The sequence below is a fragment of the Chryseobacterium lathyri genome (genome assembly GCF_019970085.1).
In the GTDB taxonomy this organism is placed as follows: domain Bacteria; phylum Bacteroidota; class Bacteroidia; order Flavobacteriales; family Weeksellaceae; genus Chryseobacterium; species Chryseobacterium lathyri.
The window spans coordinates 126,497-145,068 of the sequence record NZ_JAHXYG010000005.1; the positions used below are offsets into that span (position 1 = coordinate 126,497).

General features: G+C 37.5%; 21 protein-coding genes and 1 riboswitch. Of the genes, 6 read left to right on the forward strand and 15 right to left on the reverse strand.

What is annotated here, in order from left to right:
• Position 1: 1 nt before the first annotated feature.
• The 4 genes from LC418_RS16450 to namA form a co-directional block, all read right to left on the reverse strand.
• Positions 2–1,933 carry a type VI secretion system Vgr family protein gene (locus tag LC418_RS16450; protein WP_223559944.1) on the reverse strand — a complete coding sequence of 644 codons (1,932 nt, stop codon included), beginning with the start codon at positions 1,931–1,933 and terminating at the stop codon, positions 2–4.
• 156 nt (positions 1,934–2,089) lie between these two features.
• The gene (gene tssD / locus LC418_RS16455; protein WP_111956803.1) at positions 2,090–2,494 is read right to left on the reverse strand and encodes a type VI secretion system tube protein TssD; all 405 of its coding nucleotides are present in this window, start codon (positions 2,492–2,494) and stop codon (positions 2,090–2,092) included.
• 184 nt (positions 2,495–2,678) lie between these two features.
• On the reverse strand, positions 2,679–2,972 hold the full coding sequence (locus LC418_RS16460; protein ID WP_223559945.1) for a DUF2752 domain-containing protein: 294 nt from the start codon (positions 2,970–2,972) through the stop codon (positions 2,679–2,681).
• Between the two features lie 8 nt (positions 2,973–2,980).
• On the reverse strand, positions 2,981–4,033 hold the full coding sequence (gene namA / locus LC418_RS16465; protein WP_223559946.1) for an NADPH dehydrogenase NamA: 1,053 nt from the start codon (positions 4,031–4,033) through the stop codon (positions 2,981–2,983).
• 97 nt (positions 4,034–4,130) lie between these two features.
• Between namA and LC418_RS16470 the strand changes: the two genes are divergently transcribed.
• From LC418_RS16470 to LC418_RS16480, 3 genes are all read left to right on the forward strand, one after another.
• Entirely contained in the window at positions 4,131–4,613 is a 483-nt protein-coding gene (locus LC418_RS16470; protein WP_111956797.1) for a cytidine deaminase, read from the forward strand.
• A 326-nt stretch (positions 4,614–4,939) separates the two neighbouring features.
• Positions 4,940–5,114, forward strand: a riboswitch (cobalamin riboswitch).
• 31 nt (positions 5,115–5,145) lie between these two features.
• Complete coding sequence (locus tag LC418_RS16475) at positions 5,146–6,987, forward strand: TonB-dependent receptor plug domain-containing protein (RefSeq protein ID WP_223559947.1); 1,842 nt, start codon at positions 5,146–5,148, stop codon at positions 6,985–6,987.
• 13 nt (positions 6,988–7,000) lie between these two features.
• Positions 7,001–8,044, forward strand: coding sequence for a DUF5074 domain-containing protein (locus LC418_RS16480; protein ID WP_223559948.1), 1,044 nt, complete (start codon positions 7,001–7,003; stop codon positions 8,042–8,044).
• Positions 8,045–8,199: 155 nt separating this feature from the next.
• Here the strand turns inward: LC418_RS16480 and LC418_RS16485 are convergent, their stop codons facing one another.
• The 11 genes from LC418_RS16485 to gldB form a co-directional block, all read right to left on the reverse strand.
• On the reverse strand, positions 8,200–9,621 hold the full coding sequence (locus tag LC418_RS16485) for a CCA tRNA nucleotidyltransferase (RefSeq protein WP_223559949.1): 1,422 nt from the start codon (positions 9,619–9,621) through the stop codon (positions 8,200–8,202).
• Positions 9,622–9,666: 45 nt separating this feature from the next.
• Complete coding sequence (locus LC418_RS16490) at positions 9,667–10,011, reverse strand: nuclear transport factor 2 family protein (protein WP_223559950.1); 345 nt, start codon at positions 10,009–10,011, stop codon at positions 9,667–9,669.
• Positions 10,012–10,118: 107 nt separating this feature from the next.
• Positions 10,119–10,667: an L-threonylcarbamoyladenylate synthase gene (locus tag LC418_RS16495; protein WP_111956789.1), complete on the reverse strand. Its 549-nt coding sequence runs from the start codon at positions 10,665–10,667 to the stop codon at positions 10,119–10,121.
• Between the two features lie 284 nt (positions 10,668–10,951).
• Positions 10,952–11,377 (reverse strand): IS200/IS605 family transposase, encoded by a 426-nt coding sequence (gene tnpA / locus LC418_RS16500; RefSeq protein WP_223559951.1) that lies wholly within the window; start codon positions 11,375–11,377, stop codon positions 10,952–10,954.
• A 187-nt stretch (positions 11,378–11,564) separates the two neighbouring features.
• Complete coding sequence (locus LC418_RS16505; RefSeq protein ID WP_223559952.1) at positions 11,565–12,071, reverse strand: DinB family protein; 507 nt, start codon at positions 12,069–12,071, stop codon at positions 11,565–11,567.
• A 99-nt stretch (positions 12,072–12,170) separates the two neighbouring features.
• Complete coding sequence (locus LC418_RS16510; protein ID WP_223559953.1) at positions 12,171–12,632, reverse strand: GNAT family N-acetyltransferase; 462 nt, start codon at positions 12,630–12,632, stop codon at positions 12,171–12,173.
• A gap of 4 nt (positions 12,633–12,636) precedes the next feature.
• Positions 12,637–13,119: a nuclear transport factor 2 family protein gene (locus LC418_RS16515; protein WP_111956781.1), complete on the reverse strand. Its 483-nt coding sequence runs from the start codon at positions 13,117–13,119 to the stop codon at positions 12,637–12,639.
• A 19-nt stretch (positions 13,120–13,138) separates the two neighbouring features.
• On the reverse strand, positions 13,139–14,281 hold the full coding sequence (locus LC418_RS16520; RefSeq protein WP_262484397.1) for a cystathionine gamma-synthase: 1,143 nt from the start codon (positions 14,279–14,281) through the stop codon (positions 13,139–13,141).
• 11 nt (positions 14,282–14,292) lie between these two features.
• Positions 14,293–14,853 (reverse strand): hypothetical protein, encoded by a 561-nt coding sequence (locus tag LC418_RS16525; protein WP_223559954.1) that lies wholly within the window; start codon positions 14,851–14,853, stop codon positions 14,293–14,295.
• A 31-nt stretch (positions 14,854–14,884) separates the two neighbouring features.
• A complete protein-coding gene (gene gldC, locus LC418_RS16530) occupies positions 14,885–15,211 on the reverse strand; it encodes a gliding motility protein GldC (protein WP_111956777.1) in 327 nt (108 codons plus the stop codon).
• Between the two features lie 196 nt (positions 15,212–15,407).
• On the reverse strand, positions 15,408–16,391 hold the full coding sequence (gene gldB / locus LC418_RS16535) for a gliding motility lipoprotein GldB (protein WP_111956775.1): 984 nt from the start codon (positions 16,389–16,391) through the stop codon (positions 15,408–15,410).
• A gap of 52 nt (positions 16,392–16,443) precedes the next feature.
• On the opposite strand from gldB, the gene LC418_RS16540 reads away from it, so the two are divergent.
• The 3 genes from LC418_RS16540 (at position 16,444) to nadE (ending at position 18,570) form a co-directional block, all read left to right on the forward strand.
• Positions 16,444–17,085, forward strand: coding sequence for a leucine-rich repeat domain-containing protein (locus LC418_RS16540; RefSeq protein ID WP_223559955.1), 642 nt, complete (start codon positions 16,444–16,446; stop codon positions 17,083–17,085).
• Positions 17,086–17,093: 8 nt separating this feature from the next.
• Positions 17,094–17,621, forward strand: a complete 528-nt coding sequence (locus LC418_RS16545) for a GNAT family N-acetyltransferase (RefSeq protein ID WP_223559956.1) — start codon at positions 17,094–17,096, stop codon at positions 17,619–17,621.
• 154 nt (positions 17,622–17,775) lie between these two features.
• Positions 17,776–18,570, forward strand: a complete 795-nt coding sequence (nadE, locus tag LC418_RS16550) for an NAD(+) synthase (protein ID WP_116010855.1) — start codon at positions 17,776–17,778, stop codon at positions 18,568–18,570.
• Positions 18,571–18,572 lie beyond the last annotated feature (2 nt).

An 18,572-nucleotide genomic window follows, 5' to 3' on the forward strand; every position in this document is an offset into this window, starting at 1 on the left:
ATCAGAAAAGTTTTGATTTTTCAGCACTGTTGAATTCTACGATTTTACCGCTCTGCATCGTCATGTTTTCAAGCTCGCTGAACATGGATATTTCTCCGGCTATTTCATTGGATGTTTCGGACTGTCTTTTGAATTCTTTTTCTACCATTTCGGTTCTGGTGTCCGAAGATTCACGGATATCACCGGAAGCTGTCTGTACAATATCTTTTCCGGCTGTAGAAATAATACTGTTGTTGGCAGAACTGTTGATTCCTTCTCCCGCACTGATCGAAATTTCTTTTCCGGCCGTAATGTTGATATTATCCCCCGCATTCAGGGTGAAATTTTTAGGAGCCTTCATGCTGATATTTCCGGCACCATCCATATAGTAAATATTTCCGCTAGGGTCCATAATCTTTACACTTCCTTCTTCATCATTCATCAGAATTCTGATTCCGCTTCTGGTCTGGATGGATTTCAAATGGTTATTGACTCCTCCGCCCAGGGCTATTCCTCCATGAAACATACCTCCCATCACAAAAGGTCTGTCCGGATGGCTGTGAACAAAATTTACCATTACCTGATCTCCTACTTCCGGAATGGCAACATATCCTCTGTTCTGCGTGATCTGATCTGTTCCTCCTGCATCAGGACTCATCATCCTGATAAAATGGGTTGTATCGCTAGTCTGCCAGTCAAACTGTACCTGTACCCTGCCCTGTCCTTCCGGATCGGTATTGGATATAACGACTGCAGTCTGCGGTTCAGCTTTAGGAATCTTATATTCCGGTCTTGGAAGAAATCCCGTATCTGCAGCTATCCCTGAAAAGCTTCCTTTATAGTGCCCTATGGTGTCGATCTCATGTTCAGCTTCCGTGATCATAATTCTTGTAAAATAGGAGGTTTCATTGGAATCCTGTTTCCGCATCTGAACATCGGCTATGCATCCCGGATGAAGGAATGGAACGGTTGTATTTCCTGAAATGGAAAAAACGTTCACTGCTGCACTTCCCGAAGCACTTTTCTGTGAATATTCTACATCCAGATGGGTTGTTGCCTTAATAGGGGCTATCTGAAGCGCGGGGGTTTTGTAAATACTGTTGTTGTGATCGTAAGCTGTCTTTGCAATATCACTTACATGCTGAATAGGCGTGGAACCTGAAGTAAGTTTTTCATTTTTATTGCTGTTATACCCATAAAACTGAGGCTTGGTATGGATTGCTTTCAGCTCAACTTTAATATCGTTGGCGCTGCTTCCATAGGTGAGAATAATAGGTTTGTTCTGAGGCGGCAGTTTCCCAAAATGCAGGACTTCGCCGTCATAAAAAAACTGTTCACCATATGCTTCTGCCATTCTTGCCAGATAGTTGTAATGGGTTTCGTCATACTGGCTACTATAGATGATCTGGGAAAAATTATTGGCATCTATCCTTACGTCAAAGCGGCCTTTATCAATCCCTTGTTTAATCACTTCTTCAGCAATAATTCCTATATTGACCGGCTGACTTCCTCCAAAGCTTTGGATATGGGAAGCTCCGTCTAAAAGAATGGTTGGGCTGGATCCTGTAAGCACAATATTCCCCAGGCTCATTTTTTCCTGGCTGAATGCCACCCCTGTAATGATTCCTACAAAGGTTCTCTCTGGACTGTTGTCTATGCCTTTATATGAAATAACTGCTGTGAGACGCTTTCCCAGAAATTTATTGGCCTCTTCCAGCGAATGGGTCTGGCGGTCTCCCAAGGTATCATGAGCCAGGGTAAGTGTAAACTCATGATGATGCTGAGCACTCTGTTTAAGTTTGAAATGTTTATAAAATTTGATGATTTTTCCTTCTATGACTAAGGAAAGCTTAACCAGACGGTTGATACCGGTATGATGATTTTCGGATACCCCGTCTGCATTCTGTGCCGGGCGAAAACTCGTTCCCTTTGATTTTTCAGGTGTAGTAGACATATTTTATAAAGTGATTTGTGTTAAAATATATATTATTCATCCAATCGGGAATTTTTGAAAATAAACAAAGATCCCCTGCCAGAAAATAGTGTTCACAACAGGTAAAAAAAGACCGTCTTGAGGGACAGTCTCTTTATATTTTGTACTACTCCGGACCTAGCTTAATGGCCAGAATCCGTCGTATAATGAATTTCCATACGTAATGCTTTCTGCACTTACCACAAAGCTTACCAGCATATTGTTGCTGTCAATAGCATCAAAATCCATTTCGTGCTGAATTACATATCCGTTTTCCCACTTCAGGGTAATTAAAGTTCCTTCTTCATGTGATTTATTGAATGTAACTTCACCACTTGTGGGCTTATATTTACCATTCAGTAAGCTTTCCAGAATATCAGACTTTTCAGTTGCTTCAATTGTTACTTTAATCAAAGCGTTCGACGGATCTGATGCTACACGTCCTGAAACATCTGTAGACCTTGATACGCTGTAATTAAGCTTTAACAACTTTTGTCCTTCACCTCCATTGAATTTTAAGATTCCTCTTGAATTTCCTGCCATATTCTTCTATTTTAATCATTAATGATTATACTATTCATAAAGTTTATCTAACAAAGATAGACTTCATGGTCTAATTTAAAAAGTTTTTAGTGAACAGATTTACATTTTGTAGTAATTCTACGACTTTTTTTCTACTTATATTAATTTGACATTAAAAAAATACAGTTCTTAGCTTTGTTTTTTATCAATAAGAATGCATGTAAAAATGTTTATCATAATAAGATATGATCATGATGACCAAGTTTACAGTGACCATGATCATGAGAATGTTACTGTATTTCCTTTTCTTATCTACAAAACTCAGACTCAGGGTAAAAAGGAACAGGAGTAGTGTATAAACAGCCGGATACAGATGAAAGGCTTCTGAAAATCTGCCTTCAAATACTAATACGACAGCTCTCTGGGCACCACATCCCAAACATTCTATTCTCAGAAATTTCTTACTGGGACAGGTTAGCATAAAGTCTTCAATGTTCATTCCGGATGTTATGATGAAATTTTCGCTCTTGTATATTGGTGTGGAAAGAAACAGTCTTCCTTCATTTCAAATGATCCCTGAACGGCAATATACGGATTCCTTAAAATTTCTCTTGCTACAAATATGAGGTCTGCGTCTCCTTTTTCCAGAATTTCTTCAGCTTGTTCCACCCTTGTGATTAACCCGACTGTTCCGGTTTTTACCCCGGCTTCTTTTCTGATCTGGGATGAAAAAGGAACCTGATAGCCATCAAATACAGCTATTTTAGCGCCGTGGATATTTCCTCCGCTTGAAACATCTACCAGGTCTACGGAATGTTCTTTTAAAACTTTAGCAAGCTTTACACTGTCGTTGATATCCCATCCGTTTTCGGCATATTCGGTTCCGGAAATCCTTACGAAAAGGGCTGTATTTTCGTCCAGTTCTTCGTTAACAGTGTCAACAATTTCCAAAAGAAAACGGATTCTGTTTTCAAAGCTTCCGCCATATTCATCTGTCCTGATATTGGAAAGCGGTGATAAAAACTGGTGGATAAGGTATCCGTGTGCACCGTGAATTTCTATCATATCAAAACCGGCTTTTACAGCTCTTTTTGCTGCTTCTTTAAAATTCTGTACCTGTTCCTTAATCTCGTCAGCAGTCAGAACATGCGGAATCCTTTCAGTAGGATGATAAGGAATAGGACTAGGTGCAACGGTTTCCCAACCTTCTTCAACAGGAATCTGCAGGTTATTCCATGTGGAACCTTTTCTTCCGGCGTGGGCAAGCTGGATCCCTATTTTACTTTCTGAACGGGAATGGACAAAATCAACAATTTTCTTAAGTTCTTCTGCCTGCTCATCATTCCAGATACCCATACAGTGGTTGGTAATTCTTCCACGAGGCTCTACTCCGGTGGCTTCAACCATGATAAGTCCGGTTCCGCCCTGAGATCTGCTTCCGTAGTGTACAAAATGGAAATCATTAGCCAATCCATTTTCACATGAATACATACACATGGGAGACATTACCCATCTATTTTTCAATTCTATATTTCTAAATTTTATTGGTGTGTATAACATTTTACTTTTTGATTTTCAATTTAATGATGAATAAAAAAAACATTGTCGAAGTGATGAAAAAGAAGTAAATTTGGCCCCTTTTTAGTCTTACTAATATATGAAAAAAGACATACAGATCAGTTACGAGCATTTTAAAAACAGCAGTGAACTGAACGATATAGAAAAAACCTTATTTGAAAGAGCAATACAAGCCCGTGAAAATGCTTATGCGCCCTATTCGAATTTCCTTGTAGGATGTGCCGTCTTACTGGAAAACGGTGAAATTTATTCCGGCAACAACCAGGAGAATGCAGCCTATCCATCGGGGTTATGTGCAGAAAGAACGACTCTTTTCTGGGTGGCAGCCAATTTTCCGGATGTCAAGGTGAAAAAGATCTTTGTCGTTGGGGGGCCTAAGGAATTTCATGAGAAAAATCCTCCGATTCCACCTTGTGGAGCCTGCAGGCAAAGCCTGATAGAATATGAAACGAAACAGAACGAAAACATCATCCTTTATTTTTCAAGCATGAATGATGAAGTAGTAAAGGTTCATTCTATTAAGGATTTGCTGCCTTTCTATTTTGATTCATCGTTTTTGTAAAGGTGAAATTTTGTGAATAGGAAATTTTGGTTGATGTGAATAGTGAATTTTGCTTCGCAAGTAAATGGTGAATTAAAGTTTTAAGAATCAAAAACCAAAAATCAAGATTTCAAATACCATACTTTTGTCAATGGTCAATTTTATTTTACAAGTGAATTGTTAATTTAAGGATTATTTTCAATTTTGTAGTGTCATGTTCAATACTGATCATTTATACTTTTTAAAAATTTCCCTGCGAAGCAAAATTCACTATTCACCATTCACTATTCACAATTGACCACTCACAATTGACTTTTTGTCTTTTTTGCGCAATAATTTTAAAAAGTTATCTTTGCAAAAATTTTGGTTTCCAGCATTTTGGAAATAATAGGGAATTGGGTGTAACTCCCAGACTGTCCCCGCAACTGTAAATCGCAATAAGATTTCTGTAAAAAACCACTGTTCAGACGGGAAGGTGCAGAAAGCGAAAGTCAGGAGACCTGCCAAAATTATAACTAAAAACGTATTACTTTCGGAGGAAAAGTAAAATAGTATGGATATAAAAAGGTCTTTATTACTACTTTGTTCGTCTTACGGCAGCTTTCTCTTCGGACAGGAGAAGGCGGTTGACACCATTTATATTTTCGACAGCCAGATGAGCAAGGTAAAGCTTTTCCATCCGGTACGTACGATCACTCCAAAAGATCTCGAGAAAAACTCAGCCAATCTTTCTGAACTTTTACGCTTTCAGTCTTCTATTTATGTGAAAGAAAATGGCCGTGGGGCGGTTTCTTCTCCTTCATTTAGGGGAACAACAGCTCAGCAGACTGCTTTTGTGTGGAACGGAATCAACATTAATTCCAGCTTTTTGGGGCAAGGAGATGTGAATAATATTCCACTTTTCGGATATGATCAGATTGATATAAAAGCGGGTGGCGGAAGTGTTGTTTATGGCAGCGGAGCTATTGGAGGAAGTATTCATTTAAATAATATTTTGGATTTCAACAGGGGCTTCAAAGGTTCTGTTTATTCGGAGGCGGGCTCTTTTGATACTTATAATAATTTTCTGCAGGCTTCATTCAGCAATGATAAATTAAGCGTTAAAGTTTCCGGGAGCTATTTAACGAGTCAGAATGATTATAAAGTTCCTGAATTTGTTGTAGGAAGTACGGGATTTTATAATGTTAACGGCAGATATTACAATACTTCAGTTAACATCGGAGCTTCTTATAAAATTGCTGATCACCAGACTATTTCATGGCAGAACCAGATGTTCGATGCATCACAGCATTATCCTGTTTTTGAACAAATCGGAAACAGAACAAAATATAACGCGCAGACTTTAAGAAGCCTGATCGCATGGGATATCAATAAAAGTAATCTTTCAAACAGCTTAAAAGCAGCTTATACAGAAGATAATTTCCAGTATTTTTCGGATCTTAACCAGCCTAAAGCAAGCGGTGCAGAAGGAAAGAATTATATTTTCAAAAATGATTTCAACTATTTCATCACTCCAAAGATCAACATCAATGCTATCGGGGAATTTCAGGTGAATAAAGGGGAAGGTTATCAATCCGGAATTGGAGTCATCAGCAGAAATGTAGGTTCCCTATCCGGCTTAATCAGGTATTTTGCCACGAAGGAGCTTCGTTTTGAAGCCGGGATCAAGAAGGATTTTGTGGAAGATATCTCTTCTCCGCTTCTGTATTCTTTTTCGGGAAAATGGGATGCTTTACAATGGTATCGTATGGGAGCCAGTTTTTCAAGAAACTTCAGATATCCTTCTTTTAATGATCTTTACTGGCAGCCGGGAGGAAATCTGAATTTGCTTCCTGAAACATCCACGAATATTGACATGAGCCATGAGTTCAGCTTAGGAGATTTTAAAATTACATTGAGTCCTTATTATATGGACATCAAAAACCTCATCAACTGGCTTCCTACACCTTATGGATACTGGGCACCTGTGAATACGTATAAAGTTGAATCTTACGGATTGGAATCACAGGTTAAATGGAACAAAAAATTCGGGAAACATGCTCTGAAGCTGGATGCAGGGTACACATATTCGAAATCTGTCAACAAGAATACTGAAATGCAGATGATGTATGTTCCGATCCATAAAGCTGTCGGAAATATTGAGTATGGCTATTCATTCCTTAAGCTATACGCACAGGGACTTTTCAACGGTCTTACCTATACGACTACGGATGAGCAAAGGTCTACAGCTATTGATCCTTATTTTATTTTAAATACAGGAATTTCGGCCTCACTTTTCAAAAAATACACTTTGGGATTTAAAGTGAACAATGTTACCAATGCAGTTTATCAGACGGTATCTTTGTATCCGATGCCGAAAAGGAATTACAGTATGTATGCAACTATTAATTTTTAAACTTAAAAATATTATGAAACTGAACAAACTTCTACCTCTTCTTTTTGCTTTTACACTCCTTTTAGGCATCGTGTCTTGTAGCAGTGATAATAATGATGAGCAGGAAATATTCTATGGCAATGGTTTTTTAATTGCTAATGAAGGTACTTTCGGAAAACCTGAAGGTGACGTAACGTTTGTAAGTGCAGACCTAAACCTTAAACAGGATAATGTTTTTGCCCTTAATAACGGAGGAGCAAAACTAGGTGATGTTTTACAAATGGTTGCTTTCAATGGTGAAAATGCTTATCTGTTATTGAATAATTCTAATAAGATCCAAATCGCAAACCGTTACAATTTTAAGGCGAATGGCGAGATTACCGCTGAACTTAATTCTCCGCGATATATGGCTTTTGCCAACAACAATATTTATGTAACAAACGATAAATATTTAGGTGCCAAGTATGTAAGCATCTATAAAGTTTCAGACCGTTCTTTCATCAAAAAAATCACTTTCACAGATGCTGCTGAAAGAATTGTAGAAGCCGGAAACAATATCTTTGTACAGAATGCTTCATTTGGCTTTGGAAATAAGATCTCTTACATCAATACTTCTACCAACAATGTTCAGTCTACGATTACATTACCGGCAGGAAATATCAACAAGATCATTTCAAGTAATCAGAATGTATATGCTATTGCTGCGGGAACAGCAGATTCTTATATCTACGAGATCTCAAGCACAGGAAGCATTACAAAAACAACTACTTTAACAGGTATTGCCAATGCTACGAATCTTGAAATTGCCAATGGTAAGTTTTATTTCACTTCTGGGAAAAACGTTTACAAGATGGATATGAGCGCTACAACAGCACCTACATCGCCGCTGTTTACTGTAGCAAACAGTGTTGATGCGTATTCTGCTTTATACGGATTCAGCGTGATCAATGACAAAATTTTCACTTCGGATTCCAATGGATTTACCCAGGCCAGCAAAATTGTAGTTTACAATACCTCAGGAGCTATCATCAGATCATTTACAACGGGTATAGGCTCAAATTCAGTCTATGCAAACTAAGATATTAATACTTCGGTATTATTTATAAATTTTATTTTTTTTCATCATTTGTGTTTTTTTTCAGGCCGCTTCTCCGAAGCGGCCTGATTTTGTTTTTACTGATAAAAAAGGCTTCGGCGGGACAAAGTCCCGCCGAAGCCTTTTTATATTTAAGTTTAATTACACTTCAATCCTAGCTTCTCAGCTTCTGCAATCACAAACTTTTCAGCTTCTTCCTTATCATTGAGAATCTCACCTTCCAGGATGGCTTCTTTTACTTTTTCTTTAAGGATTCCGATCTCTTTTCCGGGTTTAAGATCAAACATCTGCATGATCTCTTCTCCTGTGATTGGCGGCTGGAAATTGCGCACCTGATCTTTCTCCTCCACTTCTTTGATCTTCACTGCTACATACTCAAAATTCTTCTTGAATCTGTCCTGCTTTTTGGAGTTTTTGGTGGTAATATCTGCTTTACACAAGGTAAACAGATCTTCCAGGTCTTCGCCGGCATCAAATAAAAGTCTTCTCAATGCAGAGTCTGAAGCATCATCGGTGATCAGGGCAATTGGGCGGGATGAAAGCTTTACCATTTTCTGAACATATTTCATATCGCTTCCCAACGGCTGTTTTAATCGGTGGAAAAGAGTCTTCACCATTTTTGAGCCTAAAAACTCGTGACCATGGAAAGTCCATCCTGTTCCTTCTACAAATTTTTTGGTTGGCGCTTTACCTACATCATGCAGCAAAGCGGACCAGCGTAACCAAAGATTATCTGTATTTTGAGAAATATTGTCCACCACTTCTAAGGTATGGTAGAAATTGTCTTTATGGGTCTGCCCTTCTACTTCTTCTACTCCTTTCAGCTCAATCAATTCGGGAATGATCAGCTTTAAAAGGCCTGTTTCTTCCATTAATCCCAATCCTACAGAAGGTTTTTTGGACATCATAATTTTATTGAATTCAACCATGATCCTTTCCATAGAAACGATCTTGATTCTTTCTGCTTCCTGCTTTATAGCGTTCAGCGATTTTTCTTCAATGACAAAATTTAATGTTGAAGCAAAACGAACGGCTCTCATCATCCTCAATGGATCATCAGAATAGGTTTGTGCCGGTTCCAAAGGAGTTCTCAAAATTCTTTTTTCCAGATCTTCAACACCATTGAAAGGGTCTATCAGTTCTCCGAAATTAGTTTTATTTAAAGAAATCGCCATGGCATTGATGGTAAAATCTCTTCTTTTCTGATCATCTTCAAGTGTCCCGCCTTCTACTTCAGGTTTTCGACTGTTCTCGGTATAACTTTCTTTTCTGGCTCCAACAAATTCAAGCTCAAGATCTTTGTATTTGATCATGGCTGTTCCGTACGTTTTGAAGACAGAAACTTTTAATTTAGGATCAATATCATTCGCAACAGTCTGGGCAAGCTCAATACCGCTTTGCTCCGTCACAAAATCTATATCTGTAGATGCAGTCCTCTTCATCAGGAGGTCACGGACATAACCACCGACAATGTATACGGATTGATTATTCTTTTCCGCAGCATCAGCAATGATCTTAAATAGTTTTAAATTTTTATTTTGGGTAAGATTAATTTTCATCGTTAATAAATAGATCGTCTTTTTTCTGTCAATGCATCTTTTCCATTAATCATAATGGGCATACATTTTATTAATTTTTCCTCCATCGTCAAAAAACATAACTTCCACAGCATGTTTGTCCATAATAGATTTGTAGAACAATGCCACCGAATTGACGCCTGCTGTTGATCTTATTAATTCAAAATGCAAATCGGGAAATTTGTCCAGTGCTTTTCTCCAGTATTCACGGACCGCTTCTTTTCCCCTCAATGTATTCTCTTTTCCTCCTGTAGCCAAGGCAATCATTGGTGTTGTCACCTCTATGTCTTCGGCATAATGAGACAGTATATTTTCAAGATCATGAGAATTCCAGGCACGGATCCATTCTTCAGCAAAATTTTGGTGGTTCATGGCACTTCTTTTATCAGTTGAAGAATGCAAAGATAGAAATTAAAAAAAAGAAATCCTGCCGATATACATTGACAAGATTTTAAAATGAAGGAATTATTATAGAATTTTTACTCACGAAGAACCTTAATTCTGTTATCACTCCATATTTTTATCACGGAAGAACCCGAATATTTTGAAACTTTTTCTCTGTCTTCCTCTACTGCGTAATCTACCAGCTTAATTATTTCCGGAGAAATATCGGAAAACTTCAAAGGACTTTTATCCCCACTGAAATTGGCGGAAGTGGAAACCAAAGGTCTGTTTAGCTTGGTGATCAGTTTTTTACAGAAATCAGTTTTTACCAGCCTTATTCCTATGCTTCCGTCTTCAGCAAGGAGTTCTTTCGGAAGCCCGCGTGGATTTTCATAAACAATGGTGACCGGTTTTTCGCTTAGGTCAATAATTTCCCAAGCCATTTCCGGAACATCCACAAGATCCTGAAGTCTCTTTTCAGATTCCACCAGAATGATCATGGATTTGTTTTTTTCCCTTTTTTTGATGTCAAAAATCTTATTGACAGCTTCTATATTGGTGGCGTCGCAACCTATTCCCCAAATGGTATCTGTAGGGTAAAGAATCGTTCCGCCGGATTTTAATATTTCGATAATGTTTTCCATAATTTAATAAGGCATAAAAACCTGTATAAAGGTAAAAAAACAAGAAGGTTCATCCAAAAAATATAGGATAAATGTTTTTGTTTAGATGAATGTTTTAAATTGGGCTAAAGCCTAAATAATAGGTCTTCTTTTGTTGAATGGGCTAAAGCCCATTTCTATTGAATATATTGGTCTCTTAAAAGTAATGTACAAGCTTTTGACAAAATATGTATACAAAAATTCAATAGGGACGGGCTTTAGCCCGTTTAAAATAAGGTTCCATAACATTTGGCTTTAGCCAAAACCTATAAGAAATTATTCCTTTCAAGAAATTCCTGATATTCTTCTCTAAAACTTTTTCTCTGATGATGTTTCTCCTGATTCTTAATATATTCTCTCACAGTCTCAACCTTTGACTCCGAAACAGAAACGGCAAAATATTCATCCTGCCATGAAAATTTTTCCCGAGTAAGTTGATTTTTATTAATCCAAAAAGAAGATTCTCCCTTTAGCAATTGTACTATTTTTTCCATATTCTGACCTGATCCTAGTGAAATCAGACAATGGCAATGATCTGAATAGCCGTTAACCATATCTAAATAAATTCCTTTTTGAGAAGCATTTTCCTTGATATGTTTCCAGACTTTAACCCTCAAATCAAATGTATCCAGATGTGGAACTCTGTTTTTTGTGGAAAAAACAAGATGAATATAAATTTTAATAAATGACATTTGTGTTGTTTTAACCAAAAATAATATTTTTTAATCTATATTTTGGCTAAAGCCATATTTGACTGATTATCCAAAAAAAAACAGGCTAAAGCCCGTTCCTATTGAATTTAAATATCATTCACGAATTATCATGGATCATAGATCTTATCTCTTTGTTCCTGATTGTTCATTCTACAAATCCCAAACCCTATTTCAAGCCCGGCAAATATCTCTCTTTAATAATATTTAAATGATGATAATTGTGTCCCACGATCAGTTTCCCGATTGTTTCCACAGCCAGTTTATTTCCATTAGCTATGCCTGTATTATTTAAAACACCGGATTCAAGGGTTTCAATGAGGATTTGTGAAGACTTTCTTACAAGTTTGTATTCTTCCAGCAGGGATTCCAATGATCTGTTATTGGCAAAAGAGGCCGCAGCATATTCTTCTTCATCAAAGCCGGGCAATTGGGCTTTTTCTCCTCTGGCAAAAGCCAGAATTCTGTACTGAAATATTCTTTCGGCATCAGACAGGTGGAGTAAAAGTTCTTTCAGGGTCCATTTTCCGTCTGCATAGGCAAAAAGAGACTGTCCTTCTGTAAGAGCTGCATATATTTCTACTGTTTTTTCTCCTGATAATTTTAATTCTCCAATCCAGTCCTCTGAAGGAATCTGGTCCAGATATCTTTGTACGTATTTTTGAAAATCAGACATGCTTTTTCGAGTTATAAGTTATTAATGATAAGTGATAAATTATAATTGATGAATGATATGTAAAGTGAAATTCACAATTCACTATTGATCATTCACAATTTACTTTTGTTCCATTTCCCTGTTCGTCCATTCATAAAAATTCACAGAGTCATAGAGTTCAAATCCGCAGGCGGGATACAACTGGTTTCCCACATCGTTGCTTTTTCCTGTTTCCAGGAGAACTCCGCAGGCATTGGATGATCTGCACAACCCTTTGGCTTCTTCGATCAGTTCTTTGGAATAGCCTTTGCCTCTATGGTTTTCATTAACATAAAGGTCATTCAACAGCCAGTATCGCTGCATTCTTGTGGATGAAAATATTGGATACAGCTGAACAAATCCTGTTAGTTTGCCGTCTTCTTCTGCTACAAAAATTTCGGAATCTTTGTTTTCTATTCTATCTCTGAGAAAATGTTCAGCTGCAGGAATATCAGATTCTTTGTGATAAAAGACTCTGTATTGGTCAAATAATTCTGCCAATTGATTCACATCTTCAAAGGTTGCCTTTCTGGTGTTTTTCATATGATTATAAATGATGATCGTAGCTCAATACCCTTTTCATCTTCCACTGCTTATCTTCCAGAATCCACAAAATAGTAAATTTCGCCCTACTCCCCTGATTCCATTTGCCATTGGAAAATTCGAAAAATTCATGTTCTCCTTCTTCTATGAAAGCGTACAGAACATTATTGTTGTATAAAGGATAGACTTTCATACTATTAGGCACGAGATCACGCTTTACTTTGTTTCGGTTACCACAGATATTGTTTTTAATAGAAGCGGTAAAAGCAGGCTCACCGGAAGTAATTCCTCCCTTATCGTGATAAAATTCCAGATCCTTACTGACTATAGATTTATAATGAGAAAGATCACATTTATTAAATCCGACATCAAATACCAGACTGTCCAGCTTTTTAGCTGTCTTATACAATTCGTCGGTAGTTTTTACCTGTGAGTATACCATCTGACTGACAAAACTTAAGATCAAAAAAAACTGAATCTTTCTCATTATATTTTATTTTAAAGTGTTAAGAAAAAGCTTTCTCAAGATCTGCAATCAGATCTTCAGCATCTTCGATACCCACGCTCAAACGAACTAAGTCGTCTGTAATACCTAATTCTTCACGTTTATCGGCAGGAATGGAAGCGTGCGTCATCAATGCAGGGTGATTCGCTAAAGACTCTACCCCTCCTAGAGATTCAGCCAGAGTAAACACTCTTACTTTCTCAAGGAATTTTACAGCATCTTCTTTTTTCCCTGACTTGAACGTAAAAGAAACCATTCCTCCTGATTCTTTCATTTGGGATTTGGCAAGCTCATATTGAGGATGAGATTCCAGTCCCGGATAAATTACTTTATCTACTGCAGGATGCGTTTCAAGGTACTTCGCTACAGCAAGTCCGTTGTCTGAATGGCGTTGCATTCTTAATGCTAAAGTTTTGATTCCTCTTAAAACAAGGTAAGAATCGTGAGGTCCTAAAATACCACCGCTCGCAAACTGAATAAAGTGAAGCTTCTCTCCCAGTTCAGCATCTTTTGCGATCAGTGCTCCGGCGATAACATCTGAATGTCCGCCTAAATATTTTGTAGCCGAGTGCATAACGATATCTGCTCCCAGATCAATAGGTCTCTGAATATATGGTGTTGCAAAAGTATTGTCCACAGCAACCAGGATATCTTTTCCTTTTGCCATTTCCACTACCGCTTTGATGTCTACCAGCTTCATCAAAGGATTGGTAGGGGTTTCTACCCAGATCAGTTTTGTTTTGTCCGTGATTACATCAGCAATCTTCGAAACATCATCAAAGTTCACAAAAGTAAATTTAAGCTGATATTTTTCGAAAAGTCTTGTAAACATTCTGTAAGTACCTCCGTAAAGGTCATCTACTGCTACTACCTCATCACCCGGATTCAGTAGTTTCAAAACACAGTCGATGGCAGCCAGTCCTGAACCGAAAGCAAGTCCTCTTGCCCCGTTCTCAATGCTTGCCAGAGAGTCTTCCAAAGCCTGTCTTGTAGGGTTGGCAGCTCTTGAATATTCATATCCGGAATGTACTCCCGGGCTTTTTTGAGCGAATGTAGAAGTTAAAAATACAGGAACATTAACAGAACCTGTTGCAGACTCGTGATGCTGCCCTCCGTGAATTACTTTTGTATTAAAATTCATAATATTTTTATTTTTTATAAGCCTCCCATGAAAAAATCAAGGCTCTTTGAAACGTTATCAGATTTTCTTTTCACTTCCAGTTTTCCGTTAAAAGCATACGCAAGAACGTCTATTTCTTCCGGAACTTTATCGGGAACTGTGGTTGTAAAAGAAACCAGGTATTCACTATTTTCGTATTTATCTTTACCTGTTTCTTTCAGCTGCTCAAATTTCCCGTTGATTTTGAGAATTATTTTCTTCAGGGAATCATCTATATAAGCAATATCCGAGCCGTTTCCTTTAATGAAATCGTCCATGCTTGGAACAAGCTCCATGACAGATTCGCCTTCCATATCGTGTGGGTGAAGGCTTCCCTTTAGCATGTCTGCAGGGATTTCTTTTTCTTTGAATAAGGTGATCTCCATATCCGCATTTTCAGAAACCTTCTCCGTACCGGAAAGATCTTTGTTTTCAGAAGCCGGAAGTTTTTCAGCCGTTACAACAGAATCTGTTGTTTTGGTTTCTTTGAGTTCGGTTTTTTTATCGCACGCGGCCAACAATACCGCTGTACTGATGAGTAAAAGTGCTTTTTTCATATAATTTTGTGATTGGTGTGCAGTTTGGATATTACATTCTGATGGCTGATTTTATAGCAAACTCGTCTGCAATCTGCTCCAGCCACTGCGCTACATCCTCTTCCCCGGTAGCTCTCTGGTACGTACTGCCTAAAGATACCAAAATCTGGTGAATAAACATCTTCATCTGGTCTACCGGCATTTCTTTTGTCCAAAGATCGATTCTTAAAGCTTCCATTGTTTTATCATCCCAAACAGAGATCATTGTTGCTTTTGTTTCCTCTTTTTCCACACCGCCATCCTGGGCATTCCATGTTATATTTTCAGGAATGTGATTTTCATCCAACTCTACATCTATTGTAATCTGAGTTTTTCTCATATCAATCTAAAATTTTTCCGCAAAGTTACTACTTCTTCAGCTTATCTAAAATTTCTACGAACTTATCTTCATCTGAAAATGCTGATTAATGTAAAAAAAAATTTCGCTTTATTAAGATGCAAAAACCCTGAGTTTTCAAATCAAAAAAATAACCTCCAAATTACTTTGAAGGTTTATATTATTTTGACTATTACTATTACGGGGTTTTAGGTTTGTATACCGCTTCATTAAAGATGTTGGTAGCATCAAGCTTTAAAAAATCAACAAGTTTAGTTTCAGGTTTTTGTCTAAAATAGGCTTTACAGATTTGCCATCCGGTAAAAATTCCGATCTGAGGTGAAGATTCATTATCGATTTCCGTATAAAATTTTGAGAATGGTCCCGGAGAAATGAAACGTTCTACCAGTCTTGGATCATCGCCGAAGATCAGGTTACTTTCTACGAAATAATTCCAGATATTGGCTTCATTGGCAACAGCCCAGTCGTATTGTTTCTTGGTATAGTTCATTTTCAAGTAATCCGGTGTATCCGGAAGAAAAGCATCCTGCAAAATCATGATCTTTCCGTTCAAAATAACTTTGTCTATGAATTTCTGATGATCAGGGGATTCCGTCACAATACTTTCGGCGAAAATCTGTGAAACTTTCGGAATAATATTCTGCGGGTTCATCGATTTCTGAAAATATAGTTCAAGTCCTTTGTAATTGGCATTGCCATCTCCCATAAAGCCGGTAATATCTATGAACAGAAGATTCCCTTTTGAGTCGTAAAAAATAGGATCCTGAACCATCTGAAGTGCTGATGAAAAAAGGTAAACCTTAGGACTTTTAAACTGTGGAAAATAGTATTTGATATGAGAAAACAGATCCTGAAGCTCCTTCTGAAGTTTCGCCTGATCTATTTTAGCAGCTGCTTCTTTATAGATCTTAATCTCTTCTGCATCTGATCTTCTTTTTCCAAAATCCGCATCGGAAACCGTTCCCTGAAACCAGGGAAACTTAGCTTTGAATTGGTCCAGAGGAATATCCTGATTATAGAATTCTTTGGAAATATCTGTCATCTCAACTTTTTCGGCAGGTGCTTTTACTTCTATTTTCCATTGGTTCTCAGGTTCTTTTTTACAGGAATACAAAGCGAGAACCAAAATAGAAGAAAGGGCAATAATTCTAAAAATCTTCATTATTTTTACATGAAATTTAAGTGTACAAAAATAAGGATTAAAAACACATTCGATGATGAAAATTAAAATATTTGCAACTTTCAGCCTTATTATTTCAGAATTTTTTCTTTTCCGTGCCCAAAAACTTAATTTTAAGGATCCGAACTTTGAAAAAGCTGTCCTTGAAAATTTTGATCTCAATAAAAATGGCTCACTGGAGAAACTGGAAGCTGATATGATCACCAATTTGTTTCTGGTTCAGAAAGGCATTACATCAGCTGATGATATGCTCCTTTTTAGCAATGCCAAGATGATCGTGCTTGATGATAATACCATTCCGAATGTTTCGATTATGGGACTACCACAGCTCGAGCTGTTTTCCTGTACAGGATGCAAAATATCTTCTTTCAGGGCGGAAGGTCTTAAAAACTTAGCTTCACTGTATCTTGACAACAATCTTCTGGAGAGTATTTCGTTAAAGGAAACCCCAAGAATTGATCAATTAACATTATCTTTAAATCAACTAAAAGCGGTTGATATCACTCCGCTCAAAAATTTAAGAAAATTAAACGTAGAACACAATAAGATCCAGAAACTTGACATTTCAAAAAATCCAGCCCTTCAAACACTGAATATAGGTGGGAATCCAATGAAGGAATCAGACATCAAGAAAGGAGTGAAAACTGATATAACCATTTTCGGAGCTGAACAATAATTATGACCATGAAACTAGAAACAGAAAGACTTATTTTAAGAAAATTTGAAGAATCAGACGTTGAACGGATATTTCTGCTGGATTCTAACCCGGAAGTGATGAAATATATTGGCGTTCCGGTACTCACAGAACAAAGTGAATCATTAGCTGTAATCAGAATGATTCAGAAGCAATATCAAGAAAACGGCATAGGAAGGCTTGCTGTCATTGAAAAAGAAACCGGGCTGCTGATTGGCTGGAGCGGGCTGAAATTACTGACCGAAGAGATCAATGGTTATAAAAACATACTCGATCTTGGCTACCGTTATTTACCTGAATTCTGGGGAAAAGGTTATGCACTGGAAGCTGCAAAAGCATCCCTGGAGCTTGGTTTTAATGACATGAAAGCTGATGTGATCTACGCACATGCCCATTCCGGAAATGAAGGATCCAATCATATTTTAAAGAAATTAGGCTTTGAAAAAACAGGTGAATTCACAGAACCTGATGGAGTCTGTCACTGGTATGAACTCAGACGTGAAAAATATTTACCATAGTATGGTTACAAAAAAACCATTAATTTTGGATTTCTCTTCCGTTTGAAATTCGTGAAGTGAATGCAATGGCTGTGGAAATGATAAAAGACGGATTAAAAAATGTAAAAGGCGTAGAAATGCCTAAAGAATTTGTAATAGACTAAAAAAATAAATAATGCAGACTCAAAAAGTAATAGATCATATTGTAGCATGGTTAAAGGATTATGCTGTAAAAGCTAATGTAAAAGGATATGTAATAGGTGTTTCCGGGGGTGTAGATTCTGGAGTAGTTTCCACGCTTTGTGCAATGACCGGACTTGAAGTATTGCTTCTCGAAATGCCGATACGTCAGAAACAGGACCAGGTCAACCGTGCTCAGGATCATATTGAAGATCTTAAAAAAAGATTTCCAAACGTTCAGGGTAAAACCATCAATCTAACTCCTGTTTTTGAAACTTTTGAAGATGTCGTTGAAGATCATATTGAAGGAAGATGGAGTAACAATCTTGCTCTTGCCAATACCAGATCCCGTTTCAGAATGTTGACATTGTATTACTTTGGGCAGCTTCACGGGCTTTTGGTCTGCGGAACCGGAAACAAAGTGGAGGATTTCGGAATCGGATTTTATACCAAATACGGGGACGGTGGTGTAGATGTTTCTCCAATTGCTGATCTATATAAAACTGAGATTTATAAGTTGGCAAAAGGATTAAACCTTATCGAAAGTATTCAAAATGCAATTCCGACAGACGGACTTTGGGATGCAGACAGAACCGACGAAGATCAAATCGGAGCAACATATCCGGAACTGGAGGAAATTCAAAAAGAATACGGAACTAAAACTGCAGAGGATTATGAGGGTCGCGATAAAGAGGTATTTTTAATTTTTGACCGAATGCATAAAGCAGCTCAGCATAAAATAAATCCTATTCCGGTTTGTGATATTCCTGAGGAATGGAGAAACGATTAGTT